We start from the raw sequence: 26,710 nt of genomic DNA, 5'->3' as shown, positions 1-26,710 counted from the left end.
ATCTCTCGATTCTACGCGGTATTAGCTACAGTTTCCCGTAGTTATCCCCCTCCATAAGCTAGATTCCCAAGCATTACTCACCCGTCCGCCACTCGTCATCAAAGAAGCAAGCTTCTTTATGTTACCGTTCGACTTGCATGTGTTAAGCCTGCCGCCAGCGTTCAATCTGAGCCATGATCAAACTCTTCAATTCAAGTTCAATCGCTCAATACTGCTGACATAAAATGTCACTACTTAAAAAAGTATTATGAATTTCTAGTTAGCACCTATTAAGACTTCAAAATTAAAAAATATTTTTAAAACAAGTCAATCAACAAGTGCCCACACAGATTGTCTGATATATTGTTAAAGAGCAAAAAATAAATTGGTCGGCGAGATAGGATTTGAACCTACGACCCACTGGTCCCAAACCAGTTGCGCTACCAAGCTGCGCTACTCGCCGTCAGATTTCTCAATTAAGAGAAGATGGGGTGGCTAATGGGATTCGAACCCACGACAACTGGAATCACAATCCAGGGCTCTACCAACTGAGCTATAGCCACCATTGATTAGTTGTTCATCGCATTGACTTTCTGGCGCGCTCGACAAGATTCGAACTTGCGACCTTTGGCTCCGGAGGCCAACGCTCTATCCAACTGAGCTACGAACGCGTTACTGCGTCGTTGCAGGGGCGTATATTAATGATTTCCCAATACCTTGTCTAGCACTTTTTTGAAAAAAAATATCAAAAGATAAATTTTTGTTCAATTTGTATAGAATTTATTATTTATTCGTCTATTTTTAGTGCTAAATAGTAAAAAAGGATAGCAAGTTGCTATCCCCTTTATTTAGTTTATTGTTTATTACGGCGCGCTCGACGTTTCATTCTTCGTACCCATCGAGTAATTTTCCATGCTTTTGTTATTGAATAAGCATAAAGGAAGAATAATACAATAAACGCAATAAACATTGCCCATTCATTAATATAGAAGACTTCGCCTAATATCCCGATTGTGGCACAAATTGCCGCAAAGAAGGTAATTAATAAAAAGGCTTGGCGAGAGGTTAATCCAGCACGAACCATTAAGTGGTGTACGTGTAAACGATCCGGACGAAATGGACTTTTCCCTTTACGTAAGCGACGATAAATAATGGCCACCATATCAATTAAAGGAACAGCAATAATCCAAAGTGCGGTCACTGGATTCATCGGATGCCCTTTTCCTTGCGTACTTAAAAGTAGAATCCAAATAATAGTAAAGCCGATTAAAGTACTTCCTGCATCGCCCATGAACACTTTATATTTTGGTCCGAACGGAATCCCTAAGTTTAATAATAAATAAGGCAGAATCGCTACAATTAAACCAAAACTCCAATATGCCATATCCATCTGTCCATCACGGAACATTAAGATACCAATGGCAGCAAATGAAACAATAGACAATCCACCTAACAATCCATCAATACCATCAATCATATTAAAGGCATTAATAATCGCGATTGTGGCAAATACGGTAATAATCAATCCAATAGAACCAAGCGTTAATTGGAATGGCCCTAGAATTTGGCCTAAATGATCTAAATAAACATTACCCAAATCGATCATCAAAATCGCAAGCACCGCTTGAATCCCTGCACGCAAGAAAGGGCTAATATCAAAGCGATCATCTAAGATACCGATTGCAAGTAGAATAAAGATACTGAATATATAAAGATAAGGTAAACGAAGTTGATCCCACTCCATTAAATAATAGCAAAGGTTTCCCATAAAAAGAGAAACACCGCCAATCAGTGGAATCGCACCTTGGTGACGCTTACGATAATTTGGTTTATCCACCAAGCCAATTTTATTCGCAATTGGTCGCATCACAATCAAGGTTAAAAATGCCCCTAAGAAAGTTACAATAAGACTTAGCATAGTTTGTATCCTAAAAAATTTTTTGCAAAGGATAACATAAAGAAAAATCAGCACACAAAGATTTTTCTCAAATTCAGTTTTTTAGTACAATATGCCCACTTTTAATATAAGGATTAAAAATCATGACAAAATCAACCGCACTTTTCTCTCGTGCACAAGAAGTTATTCCTGGTGGTGTAAACTCCCCTGTTCGTGCTTTTAAAGGCGTAGGTGGCACACCCGTATTTATTCAAAAAGCCAAAGGCGCTTACATTTACGATACCGAAGGCAAACAATATATCGATTATGTGGGTTCTTGGGGGCCAATGATTTTAGGTCACAATCACCCTGCTATTTTGGATGCTGTATTAAAAGCAGCAGAAAATGGTTTAAGTTTTGGTGCACCAACCCCCTCTGAAATTGATTTAGCGGAATTAGTCTGTGAAATTGTGCCATCTATTGAAATGGTTCGTATGGTGAGTTCAGGTACTGAAGCAACCATGACAGCTATCCGTCTTGCGCGTGGTTATACCAATAGAAGCAAAATCTTAAAATTTGAAGGTTGTTACCACGGTCATTCTGATTCACTTTTAGTAAAAGCAGGATCGGGCGCATTAACACTTGGTCAACCAAGCTCACCAGGTGTACCTGAAGATTTTGCAAAACACACTTTAACTGCAGAATATAACAATCTTGATTCAGTTAAAAAACTATTTGAAGAATTCCCTAACGATATCGCTTGTGTGATTATTGAACCAGTTGCAGGTAATATGAACTGTGTTCCACCAAAAGAAGGATTCTTACAAGGCATTCGTGAAATCTGTGATCAATATGGTGCACTTTTCATTATTGACGAAGTCATGACTGGTTTCCGTGTTTCACTTGCAGGCGCACAAGCTTATTATGGTGTAACACCGGATCTCACCACATTAGGTAAAGTCATTGGTGGCGGTATGCCAGTGGGTGCAGTGGGTGGTAAAAAAGTAATTATGCAACACCTTGCACCGACCGGTCCGGTTTACCAAGCGGGTACCCTTTCAGGCAACCCGATTGCAATGGCAGCAGGTTTAGCTTGTTTAACTGAATTGAAAAAAACTGGTAACGAACAACATCTTGCAGAATTAACTACAAAACTTTGTGATGGCTTAAAAGCATTAGCTAAAAAACACAATGTGCCATTCGTGATTAATCATGTAGGCGGAATGTTTGGTCTTTTCTTCACTGACCAAAAACAAGTTACCTCTTATGCAGAAGTCATGAAATGTGATACCGAAAAATTCAAAGTGTTCTTCCACAAAATGCTCGATCAAGGCGTTTACCTTGCGCCTTCTGCTTTTGAAGCGGGCTTTATGTCTTTAGCTCATACAAATGAAGACATTGAAAAAACGCTTGCTGCCGCAGATATTGCATTTGCAGCGGTTGCTTAAAACGCAAAGTGCGGTTAAATTTAACCGCACTTTTTCTTTAATATCACATCATAATCGCTCATAGAGTACATTTTCTAACCATCCCCTTTCCTCTTCGGTTAATGCCATTCCTTTTTCATTTGTCAGAATAAAGAAGTCTTCTGCTTTTTCCCCTACAGTCGTAATTTTTGCATTACAAAGATTGAGTTTTAACTCGGTGAAAATTTGACTGATTTGAGCCAATAAACCGGGTTTATCTAAAGCAACGATTTCTAACTCCGTATGCTCTTTTTTACTTTCTTTCAAAAAACGTACATCTGTTTTCACGGTGAAATGTTGCAACTGTCGATTATTTGCAAAAGACATGGATGGCAATTTTTCGCCTAATAAAACAGAGGTTAATACTGTTTCTAATTCTCGGCGACGTTCTGAACGAACCAATTCACCATTTAATTCTGTGATGATAAAGCTATCGAATACATACCCATCATCCGATGTTAAAATTTGAGCATCATGAATACTGAATTTTTTCGCACCAATGGTTGAAACCACTTTATTAAATAAGTTGGCTTGATCAGGGCAATAAACGAAGATCTCAGTCCCACCGCTAGAAAAACGGTTACTAATTTTAACCAGTACTTCACCATCAAATTCAGCTAACAACGCTGTATGCCACGCAATTTGTTTTGGGCTATTTCGTAAAAAATAATCATCAGGACAACGTTGCCAGAGTGCTAAGATTTTTTCTTCCGATAATTCTGGTTGATCTTCGGATAAAATTGCCAGCGCCAATTGGCGATTTTCAAGGATCTTTTCGTTATTATCTAATAATAAATTCATCCCTTGTCGGAATTGTTGCGACGTATAATCATAGAGTGAGGCAAATAAAGAACGTTTCCAGCTATTCCACAAGGTACCATTTGTTGCACAAATATCCGCGACCGTCAAACAAGTGAGATAATCTAAACGCACATGATTTTGTACACTTTCCGCAAAGCTCATCACAACTTCTGGATCATGAATATCTCGACGCTGTGCAGTGATTGACATGAGCAAATGCTCTCTCACTAGCCAAGCCATCGTTTCAATTTCTCGACGATCAAAGCCATGCAAATGAGCAAATTCAGCTATATCTTCAGCCCCTAACTCTGCATGATCCCCTCCTCGACCTTTCGCAATATCATGGAAAAGTGCGGCAACATAAAGCAAAGTGCGGTCAGAAATATGACTAAATATTTGATGGCAAATGGGATGGGGTTCTGCTTCATCTTCAGCTAAGAAACTTTCTAATTTCAACATCACTCGCAAGGTGTGCTCATCCACGGTGTAAATGTGGAAAAGATCGAATTGCATCAAGCCTTCAATCCCCTGCCATTGTGGCAAATAAGCCGTTAACACACCATATTGGTGCATTGGGAGGAATGCACGCTGAATCGCTTTCGGTTGATTAAATAACCGAATAAATTTCTCTCTCGCTTCAGGAATATCACATAATTTCTGCGTCAAGCTTTCCAACGCAATCTGAAGTTGGCGTAATGTTGAGGAATGAATTTCAGCTTGTTCATGCTGCGTTAGATAGAAAAAAAGATCCAAAATACGATCTGGATAACGTAAAAACAGATCATTTTTACGTAAACACAAACTTTGATTCACTAACTCAAAATTATCATCCAAAGGATGAATAGAAACCTCGCCATTTGTTGATAAAAAATGTTCTTTATAATGCTTAATCAGGATATCGGTTAAACGAGAAATTGTGCGTAAAGCTTGGAAAAAACGTTTCATCATTTTTTCGACACCACGGTTTCCGTCGCCTTCAAAACCAAGCATCTCGCTCACTTTAATTTGACGATCAAACAACAAGCGGTTGTCATAACGTTTTAAAATCAAGTGTAAAGCAAACCGCACTTTAAATAAAAATTCTTGGCTGTCTAATAATTGTTGGTGTTCTGATGGATAAATAAAGCCACTTTTCAAAATGCCATCAAGGGTCATTTCCCCAGTGTGTCGTAATGCGATCCAATATAAAAGATGAAGATCCCGCAAACCACCTGGGCTGTATTTTAAATCAGGTTCTAGATTATAGCTGGTGTTGTGATAGCGCTGATAACGTTCAATTTGCTCTTGTACTTTAGCGTCAAAGAATGGTTTTATCGCCCAAAAATCTGGCTTTTTCAATATTTCCCCTAAAACATTAAAAAGGGATAAGTCACCCGATAAATAACGGGACTCAAGCAAATTGGTGGCAATAGTAATATCCTGTTTGCCTTCCTTTTCACATTCTTCTAAAGAACGAACACTATGCCCTACGTCAAATCCACAATCCCACAAGAACTGCACAAATTGAGCAATTTTTTCTTCCGTTTCAGACTCTCTTTCTTCTTTTGAAAGAATAAGAACATCTAGGTCAGATAAAGGAAAGATTTCTTGTCTGCCATAACCGCCTACTGCAATTAAGGTGAGATTAACTTTATCTAATTCAAATTGCTGCCAAAGCTGTTTTAACAAATCATCACAAAACTGTGTACGGTTAGCAATCAGCTCAAAAACGGAATAATCAGTAAAGTGCTGACGTTCAAATTCCTTCAAATTTTCACGCTGAATTTTGACCGCACTTGGCGTAAGTGGAGAGTCGAAATGATAAGGAAAAAGCATAGTGTTCTCTTAATTAAATAAAAAGCCCATAAAAATGAGCTTTCAATAACCATGATGGGAATTAATCTTTGTCAAATATCCAATGAAACACTGAACAGATCCAAAAGACACCTAGTACAACTGCACCAATTGGTAGTGTAACGAAGAAGCCAATCCACACTAAACCTATTGCAGGCTCTCCTTCTCCTATCACCTCAAAAATAATAAGGGGAAGGCACGCAAAAAATACGATAACTAAACTGATCAGAAGGAAAGTTCTAAATCTCATAACTCAAATTTTCTTTTAATACTTTAAATATTGACCATCATACGTTGAATTCGGCCTTCTGCAATTTCTTCATCACGAATAGTCATCACTTCACAACCCGTTTCTGTCACAACAATTTGGTGTTCATATTGCGCTGAATGGCTACGGTCTTTGGTTTTTACCGTCCAACCATCGCCCATAATGCGCACTTCTTTTTTACCCGCATTAATCATTGGCTCAATGGTGAATACCATACCCGGTTTTAAAATCACACCACCGTCATCAGCATAATAGTGTAAGACTTGCGGTTCGCAGTGGAATTCAGTTCCCACGCCGTGGCCACAGTACTCACGCACTACACTAAATCCTTGGCTTTCAGTATATTTTTGTACCACTTTACCAATTTCGTTTAAACGAATACCCGGCTTAACCGTACGTAATCCCACATAAAGTGCTTCTTGTGCGGCTTCAACCAATTTTTGGCTACGAATATTGGTTTCACCCACGACATACATCTTAGAATTATCACCGAAATAACCGTCTTTAATCACAGTCACATCAATATTGACAATATCACCACGTTTTAATTTTTTATCGTCGCTTGGAATACCATGGCAAACCACTTCATTTATAGAAATACAGGTTGCTTTCGGAAAACCATGATAATTTAAGCACGCAGGAATCACTTTTTGTACATTCACCATGTAATCGTGACAGATGCGATCCAATTCACCTGTGGTAATCCCTTCTTTGACATAAGGCTCGATCATGACCAAGACATCTGACGCTAATTTACACGCTTCACGCAACTTAACAATTTCTTCTTCAGTTCTTAATGGAATGCCCATTATTTCTCCTTATTTAATTCTGATTTATTCGCATATAATAGCACTAATTCCGTGAAAAATCTTGAATGAATTAACAGGTTATTAGATAATACAAGGATTATTTTTAGGAAAGTGGGGATAGAGATATGTCAGATTTAGATATGGCCGTACCGCTAACTTTTACTGATGCGGCAGCCAATAAAGTAAAAAGTTTAATTAGCGAAGAAGAAAACAACGAATTAAAATTACGCGTTTATATCACCGGTGGCGGTTGCAGTGGTTTCCAATATGGTTTCACCTTTGACGATAAAGTCAATGAAGGTGACTTAACCATTGAAAAAGCCGGTGTGCAATTAGTGATTGACCCAATGAGTTTGCAATACTTAATTGGCGGTACCGTGGATTACACTGAAGGCTTGGAAGGTTCTCGTTTTGTGGTGAACAATCCAAATGCAACCAGTACCTGTGGTTGTGGTTCTTCATTCAGCATCTAACATGGATTTTCAATTTACCCATTATCTAGGCAATGTACATGCTAAATGTTCGATGGAACACATTGCCCTAGCCAATTGGTTTAATTCAGAAGTGCGGTCAAATCCTCAAGCGTTTTTGACCGCACTTTCTGCCTGTGAGCAGATTAAAAATAATGATGAAGTCACGCTGATTGGTTCTGAATACACGCTTTTTATCAATACCGATGAAGTGATGATTCGCGCCAATAACCTTGCAATTGAAACAGATGAAATTTTAGAAGACAACTTCCACTATTATGATGAAGAAAGTATCGCCTTCTGTGGTACAACAGACTTCATCCACTTTCTTAATGCCTATTTTGAATTTATTGCTTAACCTCATTCTCTGAAGCTAACTATTATGTCGGAAACGGAAAACACCTCATCAGAACAACAAGAAACACAAACGCCAAATAAGCGCCATTCTTGTAAAATCTTTTTAGCCAAAGCAGCCTTTACTTTAGGGACGCTCGCCGTATTTTATGGTGGCTATTTAGACTGGCAAATTCGCTCAAAAATGGATGGTCAAATTTGGCGTTTACCAGCTGAAGTGTATAGCCGTTTAGAAAGCGTAAAACTGTCTGATAATCTTTCTTTTGACGAAGTGATTCAAATCTTATTGGATAACGAATACCGTCAAACTACCATGATTGCGGCACCAGGTGATTTTAAACTCGAAGACGATACCATCGTATTACTTCGTCGCGCATTCCCTTATCCGGACAAGCCAGAACCACAACGTGTATTACGTTTACGTTTTACCGATAATAAACTTTCTCGCATTGAAGATTTAGTCAACGTCAAAGCGGTTGATGAATTCCGTCTTGCGCCTAAATTAATTGCCATGTTGGAATCGGATAATGAAGATCGTTTAGCGATTCCATTACAGCACTACCCTCGATTACTCATTGATGCCTTATTACTGACAGAGGATCGCCGTTTTTATGATCATAACGGGATTAACCCTATCGGTATTGTGCGTGCAATGATTGCCAATATTAGAGCGGGTCAAACGGTTCAAGGCGGTAGTACGCTCACTCAGCAATTAGTTAAAAACTTATTCTTATCGAGCGAACGCTCTATTACACGTAAAGCCAATGAAGCGTTGATGTCATTAGTATTAGATTGGCGATATGATAAAAACCGTATTTTAGAAACCTATCTTAACGAGATTTACCTTGGTCAAAATGGTGATATCCAAATTCACGGTTTTGCGTTGGCGAGCCAATTCTATTTTGGTCGTTCTATCCGTGAAATTAGCCTAGATCAAATTGCCCTTTTAGTTGGCATGGTGAAAGGCCCATCCCTTTATAATCCATGGCGAAATCCACAATATGCCCTCGATCGCCGAAATGTGGTGTTAAAACTAATGCTTGATCACCAAATGATTGGGGATGAGTTATATGAGATGTTGAGTAAACGTCCATTAGGCGTGCAAGCTAAAGGACAAATTTCACGTAAATACCCTGCTTTCATTCAAACATTACAAGCGGATCTTCGTCGTCAATTAGGAGAAAACAAAACGTCTGCACTACTTGGTGCACGTATTTTCTCCACCATGGATTTAAAACAACAGGAACAAGCTGAAAATGCCGTGGTGAATACGGTCAATCAATTGCAAGTACAAACTAAAAATCCATATTTAGAAGGTGCAATGATTGTCGCAGATTATCACTTGGGTGAAATACGTGCAGTTGTCGGTGGATTACAAACAGAATATGCCGGATTTAACCGTGCATTAATGTCAAAACGTCAAATTGGTTCTTTGGTAAAACCATCCATTTATTTGACCGCACTGATGAATCCGGAACAATTCCGTTTAAATACGCCGATTCAAAACCAGCCAATCACGATTTATGTTAAAGGTAGCCAACCTTGGCAACCTCGTAACTACGATCGTAAATATAGCGGTTCGGTTATGTTGATGGATGCCCTTGCCCGCTCACTGAATATTCCAACGGTGAATATTGGAATGAAAGTTGGCTTAAGCAAAGTCATTGATACGCAAAAATCCATGGGTTGGGACAATGTGACGATTCCAAAAGTCCCGGCGACCTTGCTTGGCTCTTACAGTATTTCACCTTATGATGTGACAAAACTCTACCAAACCATTGCCAATCAAGGCGGAAAAATCGAATTAAGCACCATTCAAAGCATTACCGATCGCCAAGGCAATATTATTTACGAACACAATACCGTGCCAGATCAAGTAGTGCCGAGAGAAGCGGCTTATCAAACCTTGTATGCAATGCAACAAACCGTCGAACGTGGTACCGCGCGTAGCTTACAAAATGATTACGCGGATCTTCGTCTTGCGGGTAAAACGGGGACCACCAACGATGCTCGTGATACGTGGTTTGTCGGTATTGATGGTAAAAATGTCAGCACCATTTGGTTAGGTCGTGATGATAACGGTGAAACCAAATTAACCGGTGCCTCAGGTGCATTACAAATCTATAAAGATTACTTAAACCGTGTTGTCATTGAAAAACTGAAACTTGGTCAACCTTCTACCATTAAATGGGTTGGCATCAATGCTTACGGTAGTTGGAGTTGTGGTAGCAGCCGAACAATCCCGGTTTGGGCAAATAAAGATCAAAATTTCTGCGCTTCCGCACAAACGACGAGTACTGCGACGGCTACCGCGGCGCAAACTACGCAATCGCCACAACCTGAACAACCAGAATCTCCCAAACAAGAAAGTGTATGGGATGTGTTAGATAATAAAGTGCCAGTTGAAGAAGCTACGCCGGCTCAATAAATCAGCTTATTTCTGACCGCACTTTTATATCTCCATAAAGCGCCTAGCAAGGGCGCTTTATTCTTTTTCGCATAAAAGAACCGTCTCTAGATTTCCAATCTCGTGTGAATTTTTTGATCTCCATCACAAAAATTAGAATTATTTATTGCCATTTCACTGATATCAAAGGATAATTATAAATAGGAATTAATTTCATTTGAGGTAATGAGGTAAATAGACGATGCTATTCCGTTCTATTCGATTTTTCTTTTTAATTTTTTCACTCGCCTTTTCTTCTTCACTCTTTGCACAAGATAACTATCAACAATGGGTTGATGACATTACGGCTCGCCTAGATAAAACGTCTCAACTGCTCCAACAAGGCAATACCGATGACGCCCGTACTGAAGTGCAAATGGCTTATTTTGAAGTCTTTGAAAATCTAGAAGGCCCAATTCGTATCAATTTCTCTGCACAAAAAAGCTACCAAATGGAAGCGACTTTTGGCGAGATCCGTAAAATGATCGGTGAAGGCAGTTCACAAAAAGAGATTCAGGCTAAAATTGATCAACTCAAAAAAGAATTAAAAGAAGTGTTGCCATCATTGGTTGAAGGCCATCAACTCAATGCTGATGGACAACATGGCGTTTATGATAATCAAGCGATTGCCCCTTATTGGCAACAAAGTTTTAAAACCATTGATGACTTGATCGCTCAAGGGATCGATGCTTATCAAAATGGTGATCTTGGCAATGCCAAAAAATTGTTCCAACAAGCACAATATGATGGCTATAAAAACTCAGAAATGGAAATGTCCATTCGCCAAAACCGCTCTGCAGAAACTTCAGCGGCGATTAATCAACAGTTTTACAACATCATCCGTTTAAGTGAACAAGCCGACCAAATCACAGAAATTGGCTATCAAAGTACGCAATTATTACAAGATATTGAAGAAAACTTGCCTAACCTGCCAACGACACGTGAAGAACAAAATGTTCAATCCAATGCAGCACAGCAAGCAACAGATAATCAACAAGAGCAAGATTGGAATAAGATTAAACAAGAGATCAACCAACGTATTCAACAAGCTATTGCGCTCTATCAACAAGGTGAAAGCAAAAAAGCAATTCTTTCTGTACAAGACACCTATTTTGATGTGTTTGAAAGCAGTGGTATGGAGAACAAAATTGGTTCTCGTGATAGCAATTTTAAAGCGGAACTTGAAGGCTACTTCACCCGTTTAGTCAGCTTAATGAAAGCTGAACAAGGTGATAAGTTACAAGCACAAGCTGATGGTTTAGACCAGAATCTAACTAAAGCGGTTGAAATGTTACAGGGCGGAGAACAAAGCGATTGGTCTATGTTCTTATATAGCCTTTTAATCATCCTTCGTGAAGGTTTGGAAGCCTTATTAATTGTTGCGGCTATTGTGACCTACTTAATTAAAAATAACCACCAAGATAAATTGCCAGTTATCCGCCAATCTGTTTATGTGGCATTAATTGCCAGTGTGATTACCGCATTTATCTTCCAACTTATCTTTGAAAATTCTGGTCAAAACCGCGAATTGCTCGAAGGCTTTACGATGATTTTTGCCGTCGTCATGCTCTTTATGATGAGTTACTGGTTATTGTCCAAAGTCGAAGCTCAAAACTGGAAACGTTATTTAGAAGGTAAACTCTCAACTGCCCTCACTACTGGCTCACTCATCGGCTTATGGCTTACCAGTTTCTTAGCCGTATATCGTGAAGGGGCAGAAACCGTATTGTTCTACTATGCCCTCGTGGGTGATGCAAAAAGTGCGGTCAGTTTTATTTACCTTTTCGCAGGTATCATTGTCGGCGTAATTATTCTCACTATTTGCTACTTCGTGATGCGTTATACCGTGGTGAAATTACCGCTTAAACCATTCTTTATGTTCACGGGTTCTTTTATGTATTTAATGGCCTTTGTATTCGCCGGTAAATCTGTTTTAGAACTCATTGAAGGCAAACTTTTCGAGCCAACGCTGATTAGCGGTGCGCCTGAAATTTCGTGGTTAGGTATTTATCCTTATATGGAAACCCTAATCCCACAAGCAATCTTACTCATCGCTGCCGTATTTGCTCTGTTTATTATGAAATATCAAAGCAAAAAAGCCGCGTAATACCCAACAATCCTTTAGGAGAAAAACAATGAAAAAAGCACTTTTAGCAACAGCATTATTTGCGGGTATTTTCACCGCGTCTACTGCTAACGCATTCCAAGAATATCCAATCGGTGAAGCGGTAACCATGAATGAAATGGAAATTGCGGCGGTTTATCTCAAACCAATCGATATGGAACCACGTGGCATGGGTTTACCTGCTGCGAAATCAGATATCCACTTAGAAGCGGATATCCATGCAGTAAAAGGTAACAAAAATGGCTTTGGTGATGGTGAATGGATGCCTTACTTAACTATCAACTATACTTTAGTGAATACCGATACTGGTGAAAAACAAGAAGGTACTTTCATGCCAATGGTAGCAGGTGACGGTCCTCACTATGGTGCAAACGTGAAAATGATGGGCGTGGGTAACTATAAATTAACTTACCACATCGACCCACCATCAAAAGCAGGTATGCACCGTCATACTGACTCTGAAACGGGTGTAGGCCGTTGGTGGAAACCATTTGATGTAAGCTATGAATTCAAATTCACTGGCATCAAATAATCTCAGGTAAATATTAATTTTACCGACTTGCCTTCCCTTGTATTTCAGGGGAAGGCAATAGCATTTCATTTAACCTTAAAATATCGTCTGTTTTATCCTATTAAATGGTCAAACTATGAATTATTTTTTTACTTTCCTGCTTCAAGCACTTTTACCTTTTTCATTATTGCTCGGTGTTTATCACAGTAAACAATCCTCTGTAAGTGCAAAAAAAATAATTTGGCTTAGCCTATTCGGTTTTATTGCCGGTATCGTACTGCGCCTTAGTTTACCTACGGGACAAATCACCAATTTAATCGTCAATGGCGTGATATTGGTGCTCTTGACTATCTTTGCCTTATGTTTAATTTTCGGCAAAGGTCGCTTACCTACCTTTTGGCAAACCATATTAATGCTCATCGCTGGAAGCTTCTGGGCAAAAGATCCTAATATTACTGCCCTCGTTTCTACTGATGTTATCAATACCGATTCGATCTTACATATAAGTGCGGTCATTTTTGCCTTTGTTTTTTGTTTATGCTTACAAGGCTGGATCTATTTACTTCTAAAACAAGCGGTAAAAACACAACAAAAATCTACCGCACTTTTAAAAGGTGCAATTAGCCTTCTCTTAGTTTGCTTACTTGTTCCACTTATTGGCGAACTCTTATTAATTTTAATGAAACTTCAAGTGCTTGAACTCACCAAACTACGTTTAAGCTTTGTTGCGAAATCAGGCGAAATCACTCGCTGGTTAAATTACATCTGTGCCGCCTTACTCTTCATTGTACTTGCCATCTTCTACGGCAAAATTCATTTATCACGCAAGCAACAAGTTAATGCCACACAAGAACCCATTGAAAAACGCCAAAAATTAGCTGCATTGCGTAACTCCTCTCGCTTACTTGGATGGGGCTATTTGGCCTTGGCAATTATTTTTGCTACACAACTTTATTGGGAGCAAATTGCTTCTCGTCCACCACAACTGTCAGAAGCGATTCCTCTGACCTTAGATGAAAAGCAACAAGTCCATATCCCAATTGAACAAGTAAAAGACGGTAAATTACACCGTTTTGTTTGGATTGCTGATGATGGTAAAGCTGTGCGTTTCTTTGTTATTAATCGTCAACCGGATAAATTGAGCCTAGCCGCGGTATTTGATGCCTGCTTGCTTTGTGGTGACCAAGGCTATGTCATGGAAGGTAACCAAGTCGTTTGTGTGGGCTGCGGCGTACATATGTTTATTCCATCTATTGGTAAACCGGGTGGCTGTAATCCTGTGCCGATTGAAGATTGGCAACAAACTGAGACTGAAATTCTCATTAATCGAACCAGCTTAGAAGAAGGGTTAAATTTATTTAGCACGATTATTGAAATCGATGTAAAAGATCCGATTAGTGGCACCCAAATGAAAAATACTAAAACGGAGCACAAATACAATTATGAAGGTAAAACTTACTTCTTTGAAAGCGAGAAAAACCTCGATTTATTCCGTGATAACCCTGAAAAATATTTAGGTAAGGGGGAATAATGCTAGCAAGAATGCTATTCCAATCTTGGCGTTTTAGCATAAAACGTAAGTTTTTAGCCGTGGTGACTATTTTCTTGGCGGCTGGATTAGTCTCTGCACTATTGGCTGTTTCCATTGATATCGGCGACAAAATGGCGAAAGAACTAAAATCTTACGGTGCCAATATTTTAGTCGAACCTGCGAGTAATGCAGCCTTACCTGATGAGCTCAGTCACAACACAGATTTAAGTAGCCAAGATTTCCTCGATGAAAAAGAACTGCCGAATATTAAAGATATTTTCTGGCGAAATAACATTGTGGGATTTGCGCCATTATTAAGTGCAGATGTGAAAGCAGAAATTTTTTCTGATAAAACTCATGAAAAATCGACCGCACTTGAACAAATTAATGTGCTTGGTACATTTTTCGATCACAACATTCCTGTACCAGATGAAGACGATTTCCATACTGGCCAAAAGATTATTAGCCCTTATTGGCATGTTCAAGGGGAATGGGTAAACGATCTTGAAACGCCTGAAGGTGAATTTATTCCTGCGCTCATTGGTGAACAATTAGCGCAACGAACTGGTTTAAAACAAGGCGATAAGATCAAGCTCCACTATCAAAATGATAAACTTGATAATCAAAGTGCGGTTGAAATTACCGGTATTTTATCTACAGGTGGTGCTGAAGATAATCAATTAGTCATGCCACTCAGTGCTGTACAAAAATTACTGGGTTTAGAAGGGAAAATTCAATCAGTTAAAGTCTCTGCACTTACCGTGCCTGAAAATGACCTTTCTCGTAAAGCGCGAGCCAATACCGATGCGTTAGATGCCGAAGAGTACGATCGTTGGTATTGTACGGCTTATGTTTCTTCTATTTCCCATCAGTTAGAAGAAGCCATTTCTGGTGCTATTGTTCGCCCAATTTGGCAGGTTGCAGCGTCAGAAGGCGTCGTCATTGGTAAAATCCAGTTATTGCTTGCTGTCGTTACTCTCGCTGCTTTAATCGCGGCAGCCATGGGGATTGCCTCATTAATGAGTACAGGGATCATTGAGCGTTCAAAAGAAATTGGTTTAATGAAAGCGTTAGGCGCCTATCAATGGCAAATCGCCTTATTATTTTATTGTGAAGCCATTATCAGTGCCTTAATTGGTGGCACTCTTGGTTGTATTGCAGGTTGGGGCTTAGCAAGATTTATTGGTTCAGCACTATTTGGCGTACCACTGAGTTTCGCTTGGATTGTCATCCCTTGCGTATTGATGCTGTCTATTTTAATTGCTGTGGTGGGCACTTGGTTCCCAGCCCATCGTATTGCCAAACTTTACCCTGTGGAGGTGCTGTATGGCCGCCAATAAAAGTATGTTTTGGCGTTTAATCTTCCAAGCATTACGCCTACGTTTACAACGGGTATTTATTATCTTCTCTGCGTTGACTGTCGGTGCGTCTATTGTAACCGCAATGGCAGCAGTATATTTCGATATTAATACCAAAATGAGCCAAGAACTCCGTACTTTCGGGGCAAACTTTTACATTGGTGCGGCTAATGGCGGTTTGATGAAAGAACGCCAATTAAAGCAAATTCTTCATCATGCACCGGATAATTTCATCACCGCTGCCAGCCCTTATTTATATGGCGTTGCGCGAAGTGATTTAGAAAAAATCGTCATTATGGGCGTGTGGTTTGAAGATATGCGTGTGCTTGCGCCTTATTGGCAAATTACCGGCTCAGCTATTAATGTCAATTTTGACGATCGCAATGCCATGATTGGCAAAACCTTGGCGGAACGCCTTAATTTAGGTGTTGGAAGCAAATTAACTCTGTCTAAAAATGCCGTTGAAAAACATGAATTTACAATTAAAGCGATTGTTGAGGCAGGCGATGCCACAGATAACATGTTAATCGTCAGTTTGGAATTTGCACAAAGTTGGTTAGATAAAGAAGGATTGGCAAATAACGCCTTGCTCAATGTGAAAAATGAACAAGGTAACGTCGCACAATTTGCCCAAGACATTATGCAAAGCCAACCCGATCTAACTGCCCGCCCAATTCGAAAAGTCTCAGCGTCTGAAGGGCAAATTTTAGATAAAATTAAAGGATTGATGGGCTTAATCTCATTGGTCATTTTGATTCTCGCTACCCTTTGTGTGAATACCACGTTGATTGCGATTGTTGGTGAGAGAGCAAAAGAATTTGCACTACAAAAAGCCTTAGGTGCAAAACAAAGTGACATCATTAAGCAAATTAGTACCGAAATTCTGATCATTGCACTCTGTGCAATTGTCGCGGGCCTGATTCTCGGCTACATCTTGGCACAATTACTTGGATTAACCGTATTCAAATCTTATATTGATATGCGTCTGCCGGTTATTCCAATTACTATCGTATTATCGTTATTGGTTGCCTTTATTGCGGTGATTGTACCAACCAAACGAGCTTTAAATATTCAAACCGCAAATGTGTTAAAAGGGGAATAAAATGAGTGAATTTGTGATTGAAACGCAACATTTATATAAACGATTCGGGCAAGTCACTGCTTTAGAAGATATTAATATTCAAATTCGCCAAGGTGAGTTTATTGCAATCATGGGCGCATCGGGTTCGGGTAAAACCACACTCATGAATATTCTGACTGGCTTAGATACGGCTAGTGAAGGTAAAGTGATTTTAGACGGCGTCGATGCAGCACAACTGGATGAAGTAGGTCGTCAACGTTTCCGAGCGGAAAAAATTGGTCTAGTCTTCCAACAATTCCATTTAATTCCTTATTTGACCGCACTTGAAAATGTGATGCTGGCTCAGCATTATCACAGTGTGATTGATGAAGCAGCGGCTAAAGCAGTTCTCGAACAAGTGGGATTGGGTCATCGTATTGATCACCGTCCAAGCCAACTTTCTGGAGGCGAACAACAACGGGTATGTATTGCTCGTGCGTTGGTGAACCAACCACCAGTCATTTTTGCCGATGAACCTACGGGTAATCTCGACGAAAAAAATGAAGCGCTTGTACTGGATTTACTACAAGAGTTAAATCGCCAAGGTAGAACCATCGTTATGGTTACACACAATCCTGAATTGGGTGAGTTAACCGATCGTGTTATTTATCTCCATCACGGAAAATTTGTAAAAGAGGACATTAATGAAAAATAAATTCGTAAAACTACTCGCTATAAGTGCGGTCATTTTAGGCAGTGTTTCTTGTAAAGATGAGGTTGCTGCAATTGGTCAAAAAGCACCAGATATTGCAGCCTATGATTTACAAGGTAAAGAAGTGAAACTTGAGGATTGGAAAGGCACTCGCTTACTGACATTCTGGTCTGAAACCTGTGGTCGATGTGTCGCTGAGTTAAAAGAATTTGAAAAATTGGCTGAAGCTAATCCAAATAAGGTTCAACTTATCGCTATTAACGTAGATGGGGATAAAGTGGATACCAAGGCTGTAGTCGCCAAACGTCAGCTTACGTTGCCGGTTATCAAAGACCAATTAAAAATCACAGCAGAACGTTATCAGCTTATCGGCACGCCAACAAGCTTTGTGATTACACCTGAAGGCAATATTCAGGCTAAATATGAAGGGGCAATTCCTTCAGCAGATTTAGATAAATTATTTAAAGGCTAGCCAAAATGCAAAAACGAATTTACTTACTCTCTACTTTTTTACCCGTTTTAGGCTTTTTATTTGCCACACCCGCGCTTTCTGCTGAAGCTGACTTAGCTAAAGCAGAAAAGGTATATAAACGCTCTTGTGCTACTTGTCATGGGAAACAAGGCGAAAAACCAGCAATGGGTGAGTCAAAAATTATTAATCAACTAAAACCAGAAGAAATTTCAACCGCACTTTCAGAACGAAAAGCGGGAAATATTACTGGTGCAGGAAGCCCTGCAAAACAGCGTTTAAGTGAGCAAGATATTCATAATTTAAGTGAATATATTCAAACACTAAAATAGTTTTTGAAATTTTTTTAAACTAATTTTAAAATGTAAGGTCTTAGAAAGGGCTTAGTTTTTATAAGCTAAGAAATTTTTTATATATCAATAAAGGATTGTTTATGAACAAATTTACTAAAATCAGTGCAACTGCATTATTTGCATTATTCTTAACTGCTTGTGATAAACCAGCAGATAAACCAGCTCCAGCAAAAACTGAAACAACTCAGCCAGCACCAGAAGCTAAACAAGAAGCAGCAAAACCTGCTGAAGCAACGCCTGCTCAAGAACAAGCTGACTACAACAAATTACTTGAATGGAATGCAAGCCAAGCTCAAGCTCAAATGGCTGCACAACAAAAACTTCAATCTGATTTAACTGCTGCGGTTCAAGCAAAAGATGAGAAGAAAATTGAAGAAGCAATCAAAACTTTCAACAAAACTGTTGAAGATACTATCGCAAGCTTAGATAAATTAGAAGTTGCTTCACCTTCAGTGAAAAGCATCAAAGATCAAAATAAAGAAGTACTTGCATTATCAAGTGAATTATTAGTTGATCAATTAAACTTAGCAACTAAAGCACCAACTGAAGAACAAACTAAAGCTTATCAAGCTAAAGTTGAAAAACTACAAGCTGCAGTAGCTAAATTACAAAAAGACGGTGCTGATTTAGCACAAAAATTTGCACCTGCTGCTCCAGCTGCAAAATAATTAATCATTGAAGATGAAAAAACCTTACTGTAACAAGTAAGGTTTTTTTTATTTTCCTATTTTAGTATTCTGCTTTTCAACACATCCACAAATCGTTCTGTCGCCCCTTCCCAACGATCTAAATATAGCGCTGGCTCAATCAACTCTAATTCATTCAATAAAAATGCATTGTTAATAATCGTTCCATCTACGCGGGCATAAACAGGCATTTCAGGCAATTTATGTAAAACATGACGAGCGGTTTCAATGATATGGCTATCAACCTCAACAGGGATAATTTCAACTTTATATTGTGAATTCGCTCGCCATTCATTTTGAGGTGGCTGTCGGCGAATAGCATGACTAAATACACCATTGAAAAAAATCAAACTAGTTTCACCATTTGTTGCCACTTCAGGAATAAACGGCTGTAGCACAACTTGCTCACCATACGCAGAAAGATTAGGTAACGCTTCACCTTGTTTGAGTTTTGTCACTAAATTACCGCTCTGCCCTACAGCAGGTTTAATCACAAATTCAGGCCAATCTTGGCTTTCAAGTGCGGTCAAAATTTCAGATGTTTTTGGTGAACAAATAAGGGTTGGGATAACATTGACACCCCAATTCTGTAAATCACATAGATAGCCTTTATGACTATTCCACAACATTAATTCCGCAGGATTGATGAACGCATTCTTATGCTGTTTAATCCATTGAGTAAATTCATCATAAAAATTTGCATAATCCCATGCGGCTAAAGGCAGAATAAAATGGCTCTGTAATGTTTCTTGCCAAGGTAAAAATTGAGTAGGAATACCTTGATCAGAAAGTTGTGTTTGAACAGGAATAAGATTTTGAGGAGCCGAAGGATAAGTTTTGCAAGTGGTGATTGTAAGCATAGTAAATAATAACGGATTTAAACATAAAGAAGATGCGCCAATCATCAAACTGGCGCATCGATTTCAATAATTATTTTACTTGAGCAAAATATTTTTCAAGACGACCTTTGTTCGTCATAGATTTTTTCTCAAGGTCTTTCACCACTTTCTCTGCTTGTTCTTTGTTTGATAGATTATCACCCACTTGAATCACACCATTCATATTCATTGAACGGTGTACTGGGCAAGTATAAACATAAACACCTTCTTTATCTAAAGTGATCGTGAGTTCCTGATCTTCTTCAGATTGGAATTTTTGTGCACCTTCAGGAATCGCTTTACTGTGTACAAAGTGGCTTTTATTTTCCGGACGAAATGTCACTGTATCACCTGGTTGTACTTTTAAATAACCCGGTTCAAAAACCATTGAGCCTTCACTGTTTGAATTCAACATTTTGATGTCATGATGAGCGGCTTGAGCAGCAAAACTTAAACCTAATAATGCTGCAAGTGCGATTTTCTTCATTTTCATTTCCTTCTAAGAATGTGCTGATTTACGTTGTGGACGAACCACCGGCAAACCTGCGCTACATTGTAATAATTCAACGTTTACACGATATAAACGATTAATGGTTTCAACTTGTAAAACATGATGCGCATCGCCCACGCCTTGCACTTTACCTTCACCAAGTAAAATCAACTCATCTGAAAATTGAGCGGCAAGACTTAAATCATGTAATACCATTATAGTAATCAGATTTTTCTGTTTCGTATAGGTGTAAACTTCTTCTAATAGATTAAGCTGATGATGCATATCTAACGCACTCACCGGCTCGTCTAACATTAAAATCTGTGGCTCACGTAATAAAACCTGGGCAAACATCACCATTTGACGCTGTCCACCACTGAGATTCAGAATATCACGATGGGCTAAATGACCAATGCCTAATTGTGCCATAATACTTGCTGCTTCAGTGAGAAGCTCATCGCTTACTCGCATCGTTAGACTATCCATTCGTCCCAAAAGGACAACTTCAAGTGCGGTCAAGCTTGCATCTACTCGGCTATCTTGAGGCATATAGCCAATTGGTTTACGCCAATCTGCTAACTTCGTCCGTTCTAGCTGTTTACCTTGATAGGTAATCATTCCTTCATGTGGCAATTCACCAAAAATAGTTTTCAGCATGGAGGATTTCCCTGTGCCGTTTGGCCCAAGCACCGTGTAAACTTTACCTTCTTCAAAACGGACATTAATGTGATCCGCAACGGTGAGATCACCTCGTTTTACCGTAAGATTCTTTAATTCTAACATTATTGTCCCCTCTTGTTATTTAAAATAATCCAAAAGAAGAAAGGCACCCCAATAAACGAGGTAACAATCCCCACTGGGAACAATGCGCCAGGGATAATAACTTTAGACAATACAGAAGAAAGGGATAAGAATGCTGCACCGACTAACATTGCGCCTGGTAAGAAGAAACGTTGATCTTCACCAAGCAACATTCGAGCAACATGTGGCGCAACTAAGCCGATAAAGCCAATCACGCCCACGAAACTAATTGCTGTCGCCGTCATCATTGCGACAAGAACTAATACCTTGATACGTAATACTTGTAAATTGATACCAAGACTCGCTGCACGATCTTCGCCTAAACGAAGTGCGGTCAATTTCCAAAGCTCTTTTGAAAGTAATGCGACACAAATTGTGGTGACGACAATAATGATGATTAAGCTTTGCCACGTCGCTTTATTTAAACTACCAAATAGCCAGAACAGGATTTGTTGCGAGACTTCCGGCGCTGAAATAAATTGTACTAATGAAAGCAAAGATTGGAAAATAAAGAGTAATGCAATCCCCACCAACACGAGCATTTCGGAACTAAAACGACGTTTAGACGCAAACAAGAAAAGAATCCCCGAGGCAAGCATAGTCATGACAAACGCGCCAATTGGCACGGCAACTTGTACCGGTAAACCAAAACTTCCGAAAGCAATCACAATAGAAGCACCAAAACCAGCCGCAGCAGCCAATCCTAAAGTATAAGGACTCGCCATCGGGTTATTTAATAAGGTTTGGATCTCTGCCCCGCCAACAGCCAATGTTGCCCCCACTACAAGCGCCATCAATGCCATGGGTAAACGTAAATTATACACAATATTGTCTGTCATTTTATCGACTTCACCGATACCGAATAACGCATTCACAACTTCCGATACCGATAGCATTGCAGGGCCTGTCATCACATCAAGGATAAGACTGACCACGCCAATAGCAAGAAAAGATAAAATAACAAACCAGCGTTTGCGTTCAAGCTTACGCTGGTTAGCCACAATATCTGCTACAACAGAATTGTTTTTCATTAATTAACGTTTCCCTTATTTAGTTTCAGGGAAAAGATAAATCGTACCTTCCGGGGTAACCGGTAAGTAGTTTTTATAGAAGTTTAAGTAAGTTTGTTGCGGATCTAAATCTTTAAATAGATCAGGATAAGCAGCTTTAGCCACAAACTGAACTGAAGCACTGTCAGATAACGTACGAGAGTTCGCATGATAGGCTGCGTAAACACGGTTGTTTTTCACTGCCGGTAATTCAGCCCAACCCGCACGATGTTTGAATGCGTTTAAACGACGTTCTGCTTCTGCTTTTTCAATACCAAAGCCCATTACCATACCGTCTTGATTTTTCTTCAATTCAGTTTCACGGCCTGTAATAATAATTGCATCCGGTTTCGCGGCTAACACCTTCTCTGCAGCCAACGTACCCCATTTGCCAATTTCTGCAGGCGCCACGTTTTCTGCACCAACAAGGCTAATCATAGAGCCCCACATGCTAGAGAAGAAAGTCATACCTTGTTCAGCTGGGCCACCACGACCAAACTCTACATACACTTTTGGTTGTTTTGCTAATTTTGCATTTTTAACCGTAGTCTGGATATGTTCAACAATGTCTTTGTATTCTTTCGCAATTTTTGCTGCGCGATCTTTCTGACCTGTTAATTCGCCAATAATTTCAGTAGATTTAATGTGCTTATCTAAGGTTTGAGCATTGTAATCTAATACCACAATTGGAATGCCCGCTTCATTAATGGCATCTAAATCAGAACCTAACATTTCGTACTGCCAATCAGCTAAGACTAAAAGATCAGGTTTTAATGAAAGCACTTTTTCCACAGAGAATGTGCCTTCTTCCACTTCACCCACATCATCTAATTGATTCAATTTTGGCACCGCTTTGCTGAATAACTCCCAGCTTGCTGGTGCCCAAGAAGACCATACTTTCTTAGAAAAACCGACAACGTTATCTAACGCTTTGTCACCACCAACTGCCATATAATCTTGATAATAGAAACCAAGTACCACGCGTTTTGCCGGTAAATCAACAGTGACTTCACGATCAAGTATATCTTTTACTTTCACGGGGTCAGCATTGGCAAAACCTGCACTTAAACCAAGAATAGTAGCAATCGCTAAAGTTGAAAAACGTTTTTTCATAAGAAAAATCTCCTGAGTAAAATTAAGAAAGTAAATGATAATAATTATCGATGCGAATAATACCGAAAACGATTGCTAAATTCAACTCAGGCGATTAATTATTCTTCGTAAGCTTCGTCAGTTAATGTTTTTAAGAATGCTTCTAATGCGTTAATCTCTTCATCTGTAAACGGTTTTGCTTTTAAAACATCAGGATTGATGGTTTGAGCATATTCGGCTTTCTCCCACGCTTTTCCTGTTTCAGGATTGATTTTACGATTAGGATTATTAAAACTGTCTTTAAATAACAAAACAGTTTTTAAATCACGGAAAACGCCGTTATGCATATAAGGTGCAGTGACACTGATGTTACGCAAAGTTGGCACTTTAAATTTGCCTTTTTGCTTTTTATCGCCTTTCACCATCGGATTATCCAATAGCCCATTATCCACAAAATCGGCAGCTAATTTGTTGTGCTTAATTAATTCTTGGTTACTTGGCACACCGATGTTGAAATAGCGGTAATTCGTAAAGGTTTCTTTTGCTGAATTCGCTTCACTTGATTGATGGCAGTTACTACAATTTGTGCGTGTTTTATCGAAAAATAATGCCTTACCTTCTGCCTCAAGTGCGGTCAATTCTGCTTCACCTTTTAAAGCACGATCATATTTTGAAGAGAATGGCGCAAATAATTCCTGTTTTTCGAACTCGCCAATGGCTTTTTCCATGATGGCATAAATCTTGTCGGTATCCGCCCAAATGCCTTCGCCATAAAGATCCGTAATTGGTTTGTAATAGGTCGGATCTGCTTTTAATCTCTCAACAATGGCTTTCTTATCTGGCATGCCCATTTCTACTGGATTTACTGGTGGTCCACCTGCTTGCTCGGCTAAATCTTTCGCACGACCATCCCAGAACTGTCCGCCTACATAATCTTGAATTTTTTTATCAAAATGAAAATCCGGTGAGAACATCGCATAAAGCGCAGTATTAGCATTGCGATTACCATGAAGATGAGGATTATCCCCTTCTGAAACCATTTGATTTGCAGAGTTCTTACGTTGATCCACAAAGGCTGTATCCGGGTTGTGACAAGTTGAACAGCTTTGTGTTTTATTAAAAGAAATCGATTTATCAAAAAACAACACTTCACCGAGTGCTTTATAATCCAATTCTTTTTTCGTAACTTGATCAGCCAATGCATAGCTACTCTGCATCAAAGGTGCAAACAATAAAATAGAAAGCCATTTTTTTTGCATCGTGTTCTCCAAATATTCAAATTATAGATAAAAAATAATCCAACAAAGCTTTGTTGGATTATAAAAGGAAAATAATTTTCTACAAGCCGGTGGCCATCTTAATGCGATCAGCAAACATACCGATGCTCAGGCCGAAGTAATTTGATTTGTTCCAATCTAAAATTGTGCGGTAGTTATTGGAGACTAAGAATGCTCGCCCAACTTCTTTATCAGGACGAACTAGCCAAAGATCGGCTTGCGAAAGTGCGGTTAATTTATCTTGTTCTTGTTGGCTGAAGCTTGCTAGGGTAACACCTTTAGATTGCCAATCACTTAATGAACGTGCTTTGTTTTTCTCAATGCCTGAAAGCGATAAATCTAATGGTTGATTTAATGTGACTTCAACACCCCAAGGCAATTTGTTATCCCAACCTACAGTGTGAAGATAATTTGCAATTGAAGCAAACGCATCAAATTGGTTATTCCAGATATCCTTCACGCCATCATTATTACCATCTGCCGCATAATTTAAGAATGCGCTTGGCATAAATTGGGTTTGCCCCATTGCGCCCGCCCAAGAGCCTAACATTCTGTTGCGTTGAATATGATCACGTTCTAACATCTTCATCGCATTCACAAATTCTTTGCTAAATAAGGCTTCACGTCTGCCATCAAAAGCTAAGGTGGCTAAAGCTGAAAGCACATCATAGCTACCTTGATAATAGCCAAAGCTACTTTCCATACCCCATAAGGCAAGGATATATTCTTGTTGAACACCATAGCGTTGGCTTGCTTGTTGTAATGGCGCTTGGACTTCCCAATAACGCTCTTCGGCAATATCTACTTTGTTTTGGGTCAGTACTTTATTCAGATAATTGGTTGTACCGTTTGGATTCGGTAACTGTGGTTGATCCGCATTACGCTGACTTCTACCCGCTTGAGCACGATCCAAATCTACAGCCTTTTGCATATATTGAATATTATTTTGTGCATTCAATACTGACAACGAGACTCCTTCAGCCGCCGCTTTGCCTTTTAAGAACTGTACATAATCATTAAAGTTATCTAAAGTTCTTGGTTTGCTATAAACAGCACTACTGCTTACTGACGGAATACTTTTTGTGGATGACGTGGTTGTTGTCGTATTGCTTGAACAACCCACTAATAAAAGTGCGGTCGATAACGCAGTCATTTTTAACGTTGAGATTAAATTCATTTCTTTTCCTTTTTTAATTATCAAAATATCGCATTATTTGCGTAAAAATTGGTTATAAACCGCTTTTAATAATGAGGTTGGTAGCAAGCGAGAACCTGAACGCAAAGCAAAGGTGAATAGGCCAGAAAATAAGCCTTGAATACCTAAGCGATGTTTCAATTTAAATAAACGCCATTCTGCTTTCGCTTGGTTTAAACCACGACGACGCCCTACCATACCATTGCCTACGCGGGCATAAACTAAAACATCCGGCAAATTTGCCACTTTTTGACCTTGTGCCACAAGCTTAATCCACAGGTAATAATCTTCCTGTAAATCCTCATATCCACCACAATTAATGACCGCACTTTTTTGATACGCCACCGTCATGTGATTGAACGGACAACGTTTTTGCGTAAATTTAACGATATCTTGTGCTTCAGTCGGCACATTACGATATGCCACGATGTCTTGAATATTTTCGCCAAACTCAGCAATCTGCCCACCGAAAATAATCGTATCCGGGTGTTTCTCAATAAACGCCACTTGCTTCGCAAAACGCTCAGGCACACAAATATCATCGGTGTCCATACGGAAGACCCAATCGTGAGAACAATGTTTTAATCCTTCATTGAGCGCTTTACCTAAGCCTAAGTTCTTTGGCAACTTCACTAAGTTTAAGGGTAATTTGGTTTCGAATTCAGCAACCACGGCTTCCAATTCTGGCGTTACCGCACCATCAAACACCAACACAATCTCATCTGCAGGATGGGTTTGAGCCACTAAACTTTCAAAACATTCTCTTAAATATTGTGGATTTTCCTTAATGTATAAGGACATTAAAACTGAAAATTTCATAC

Annotated in this window: 24 protein-coding genes, 3 tRNA genes and 1 rRNA gene; 13 read left to right on the top strand and 15 right to left on the bottom strand. The window is 39.3% G+C overall.

The genetic code is table 11. The annotated features are described in order from the left end of the window. The 5 genes from O3746_RS07995 to wecA all read right to left on the bottom strand — a co-directional run. Positions 1–193: ribosomal RNA gene (locus O3746_RS07995) — 16S ribosomal RNA — on the bottom strand; the annotation flags it as partial. Between the two features lie 172 nt (positions 194–365). Continuing rightward, positions 366–442, bottom strand: a tRNA-Pro gene (locus O3746_RS07990). Between the two features lie 24 nt (positions 443–466). Beyond that, a tRNA-His gene (locus O3746_RS07985) sits at positions 467–542 on the bottom strand. A 31-nt stretch (positions 543–573) separates the two neighbouring features. Then, positions 574–650 (bottom strand) — tRNA-Arg (locus O3746_RS07980). A gap of 182 nt (positions 651–832) precedes the next feature. Beyond that, entirely contained in the window at positions 833–1,897 is a 1,065-nt protein-coding gene (gene wecA / locus O3746_RS07975) for a UDP-N-acetylglucosamine--undecaprenyl-phosphate N-acetylglucosaminephosphotransferase (RefSeq protein WP_049365564.1), read from the bottom strand. 122 nt (positions 1,898–2,019) lie between these two features. Between wecA and hemL the strand changes: the two genes are divergently transcribed. Further along, the gene (gene hemL / locus O3746_RS07970; RefSeq protein ID WP_049365565.1) at positions 2,020–3,303 is read left to right on the top strand and encodes a glutamate-1-semialdehyde 2,1-aminomutase; all 1,284 of its coding nucleotides are present in this window, start codon (positions 2,020–2,022) and stop codon (positions 3,301–3,303) included. Between the two features lie 48 nt (positions 3,304–3,351). Here hemL and glnD read toward each other — a convergent pair whose 3' ends face one another. Further along, positions 3,352–5,937, bottom strand: coding sequence for a bifunctional uridylyltransferase/uridylyl-removing protein GlnD (gene glnD, locus O3746_RS07965; protein WP_371448513.1), 2,586 nt, complete (start codon positions 5,935–5,937; stop codon positions 3,352–3,354). A gap of 291 nt (positions 5,938–6,228) precedes the next feature. Then, positions 6,229–7,032, bottom strand: a complete 804-nt coding sequence (map, locus tag O3746_RS07960; RefSeq protein ID WP_371448511.1) for a type I methionyl aminopeptidase — start codon at positions 7,030–7,032, stop codon at positions 6,229–6,231. A 125-nt stretch (positions 7,033–7,157) separates the two neighbouring features. Between map and erpA the strand changes: the two genes are divergently transcribed. The 12 genes from erpA (at position 7,158) to O3746_RS07900 (ending at position 19,089) form a co-directional block, all read left to right on the top strand. After that, positions 7,158–7,505 carry an iron-sulfur cluster insertion protein ErpA gene (gene erpA / locus O3746_RS07955; RefSeq protein WP_005696219.1) on the top strand — a complete coding sequence of 116 codons (348 nt, stop codon included), beginning with the start codon at positions 7,158–7,160 and terminating at the stop codon, positions 7,503–7,505. A gap of 1 nt (position 7,506) precedes the next feature. Then, complete coding sequence (locus tag O3746_RS07950; RefSeq protein ID WP_302999454.1) at positions 7,507–7,860, top strand: YacL family protein; 354 nt, start codon at positions 7,507–7,509, stop codon at positions 7,858–7,860. A 24-nt stretch (positions 7,861–7,884) separates the two neighbouring features. Continuing rightward, positions 7,885–10,284: a penicillin-binding protein 1B gene (mrcB, locus tag O3746_RS07945; RefSeq protein ID WP_371448508.1), complete on the top strand. Its 2,400-nt coding sequence runs from the start codon at positions 7,885–7,887 to the stop codon at positions 10,282–10,284. A 220-nt stretch (positions 10,285–10,504) separates the two neighbouring features. Next, positions 10,505–12,409: an FTR1 family protein gene (locus O3746_RS07940; RefSeq protein WP_371448506.1), complete on the top strand. Its 1,905-nt coding sequence runs from the start codon at positions 10,505–10,507 to the stop codon at positions 12,407–12,409. Between the two features lie 28 nt (positions 12,410–12,437). Continuing rightward, a complete protein-coding gene (locus tag O3746_RS07935; RefSeq protein WP_005696223.1) occupies positions 12,438–12,959 on the top strand; it encodes an iron transporter in 522 nt (173 codons plus the stop codon). Positions 12,960–13,074: 115 nt separating this feature from the next. Next, positions 13,075–14,469, top strand: coding sequence for a Fe-S-containing protein (locus O3746_RS07930; RefSeq protein ID WP_371448503.1), 1,395 nt, complete (start codon positions 13,075–13,077; stop codon positions 14,467–14,469). Continuing rightward, positions 14,469–15,809, top strand: a complete 1,341-nt coding sequence (locus O3746_RS07925; RefSeq protein WP_111315561.1) for an ABC transporter permease — start codon at positions 14,469–14,471, stop codon at positions 15,807–15,809. Before O3746_RS07930 ends, O3746_RS07925 begins: the two co-directional genes overlap by 1 nt. Continuing rightward, positions 15,796–16,929, top strand: a complete 1,134-nt coding sequence (locus O3746_RS07920; protein ID WP_111327648.1) for an FtsX-like permease family protein — start codon at positions 15,796–15,798, stop codon at positions 16,927–16,929. Before O3746_RS07925 ends, O3746_RS07920 begins: the two co-directional genes overlap by 14 nt. Position 16,930: 1 nt before the next feature. Continuing rightward, complete coding sequence (locus O3746_RS07915; RefSeq protein ID WP_049375077.1) at positions 16,931–17,602, top strand: ABC transporter ATP-binding protein; 672 nt, start codon at positions 16,931–16,933, stop codon at positions 17,600–17,602. Beyond that, positions 17,592–18,071 (top strand): TlpA family protein disulfide reductase, encoded by a 480-nt coding sequence (locus O3746_RS07910; protein WP_371448500.1) that lies wholly within the window; start codon positions 17,592–17,594, stop codon positions 18,069–18,071. The genes O3746_RS07915 and O3746_RS07910 overlap by 11 nt, the downstream gene beginning before the upstream one ends. A gap of 5 nt (positions 18,072–18,076) precedes the next feature. Continuing rightward, positions 18,077–18,400: a c-type cytochrome gene (locus O3746_RS07905; protein ID WP_049375074.1), complete on the top strand. Its 324-nt coding sequence runs from the start codon at positions 18,077–18,079 to the stop codon at positions 18,398–18,400. Between the two features lie 101 nt (positions 18,401–18,501). Further along, positions 18,502–19,089, top strand: a complete 588-nt coding sequence (locus O3746_RS07900; RefSeq protein WP_290991709.1) for a lipoprotein HlpB — start codon at positions 18,502–18,504, stop codon at positions 19,087–19,089. A gap of 56 nt (positions 19,090–19,145) precedes the next feature. Here the strand turns inward: O3746_RS07900 and O3746_RS07895 are convergent, their stop codons facing one another. The 8 genes from O3746_RS07895 to O3746_RS07860 all read right to left on the bottom strand — a co-directional run bounded on the left by O3746_RS07895 (position 19,146) and on the right by O3746_RS07860 (position 26,708). After that, complete coding sequence (locus O3746_RS07895; protein WP_197560403.1) at positions 19,146–19,967, bottom strand: RimK family alpha-L-glutamate ligase; 822 nt, start codon at positions 19,965–19,967, stop codon at positions 19,146–19,148. Positions 19,968–20,037: 70 nt separating this feature from the next. Beyond that, positions 20,038–20,472 (bottom strand): pseudoazurin, encoded by a 435-nt coding sequence (locus O3746_RS07890; RefSeq protein ID WP_197560402.1) that lies wholly within the window; start codon positions 20,470–20,472, stop codon positions 20,038–20,040. Positions 20,473–20,484: 12 nt separating this feature from the next. After that, positions 20,485–21,258, bottom strand: a complete 774-nt coding sequence (locus tag O3746_RS07885; protein ID WP_005696236.1) for an ABC transporter ATP-binding protein — start codon at positions 21,256–21,258, stop codon at positions 20,485–20,487. Further along, complete coding sequence (locus O3746_RS07880) at positions 21,258–22,307, bottom strand: iron ABC transporter permease (RefSeq protein ID WP_070867810.1); 1,050 nt, start codon at positions 22,305–22,307, stop codon at positions 21,258–21,260. The genes O3746_RS07885 and O3746_RS07880 overlap by 1 nt, the downstream gene beginning before the upstream one ends. A gap of 15 nt (positions 22,308–22,322) precedes the next feature. Next, entirely contained in the window at positions 22,323–23,438 is a 1,116-nt protein-coding gene (locus O3746_RS07875; protein WP_049369299.1) for an ABC transporter substrate-binding protein, read from the bottom strand. 98 nt (positions 23,439–23,536) lie between these two features. Continuing rightward, complete coding sequence (locus O3746_RS07870; protein ID WP_111387827.1) at positions 23,537–24,676, bottom strand: cytochrome-c peroxidase; 1,140 nt, start codon at positions 24,674–24,676, stop codon at positions 23,537–23,539. Positions 24,677–24,755: 79 nt separating this feature from the next. Further along, on the bottom strand, positions 24,756–25,871 hold the full coding sequence (locus tag O3746_RS07865) for a lytic transglycosylase domain-containing protein (RefSeq protein ID WP_371448495.1): 1,116 nt from the start codon (positions 25,869–25,871) through the stop codon (positions 24,756–24,758). Between the two features lie 33 nt (positions 25,872–25,904). Then, positions 25,905–26,708, bottom strand: coding sequence for a glycosyltransferase (locus O3746_RS07860; RefSeq protein WP_371448493.1), 804 nt, complete (start codon positions 26,706–26,708; stop codon positions 25,905–25,907). Positions 26,709–26,710 lie beyond the last annotated feature (2 nt).

The sequence above is a fragment of the Haemophilus sp. 27098_8_127 genome, assembly GCF_041433495.1.
Classification (GTDB): domain Bacteria; phylum Pseudomonadota; class Gammaproteobacteria; order Enterobacterales; family Pasteurellaceae; genus Haemophilus_D.
The sequence above is the reverse complement of the archived record's forward strand: the minus strand, read 5'-3'. Positions and strand labels throughout refer to the sequence as shown.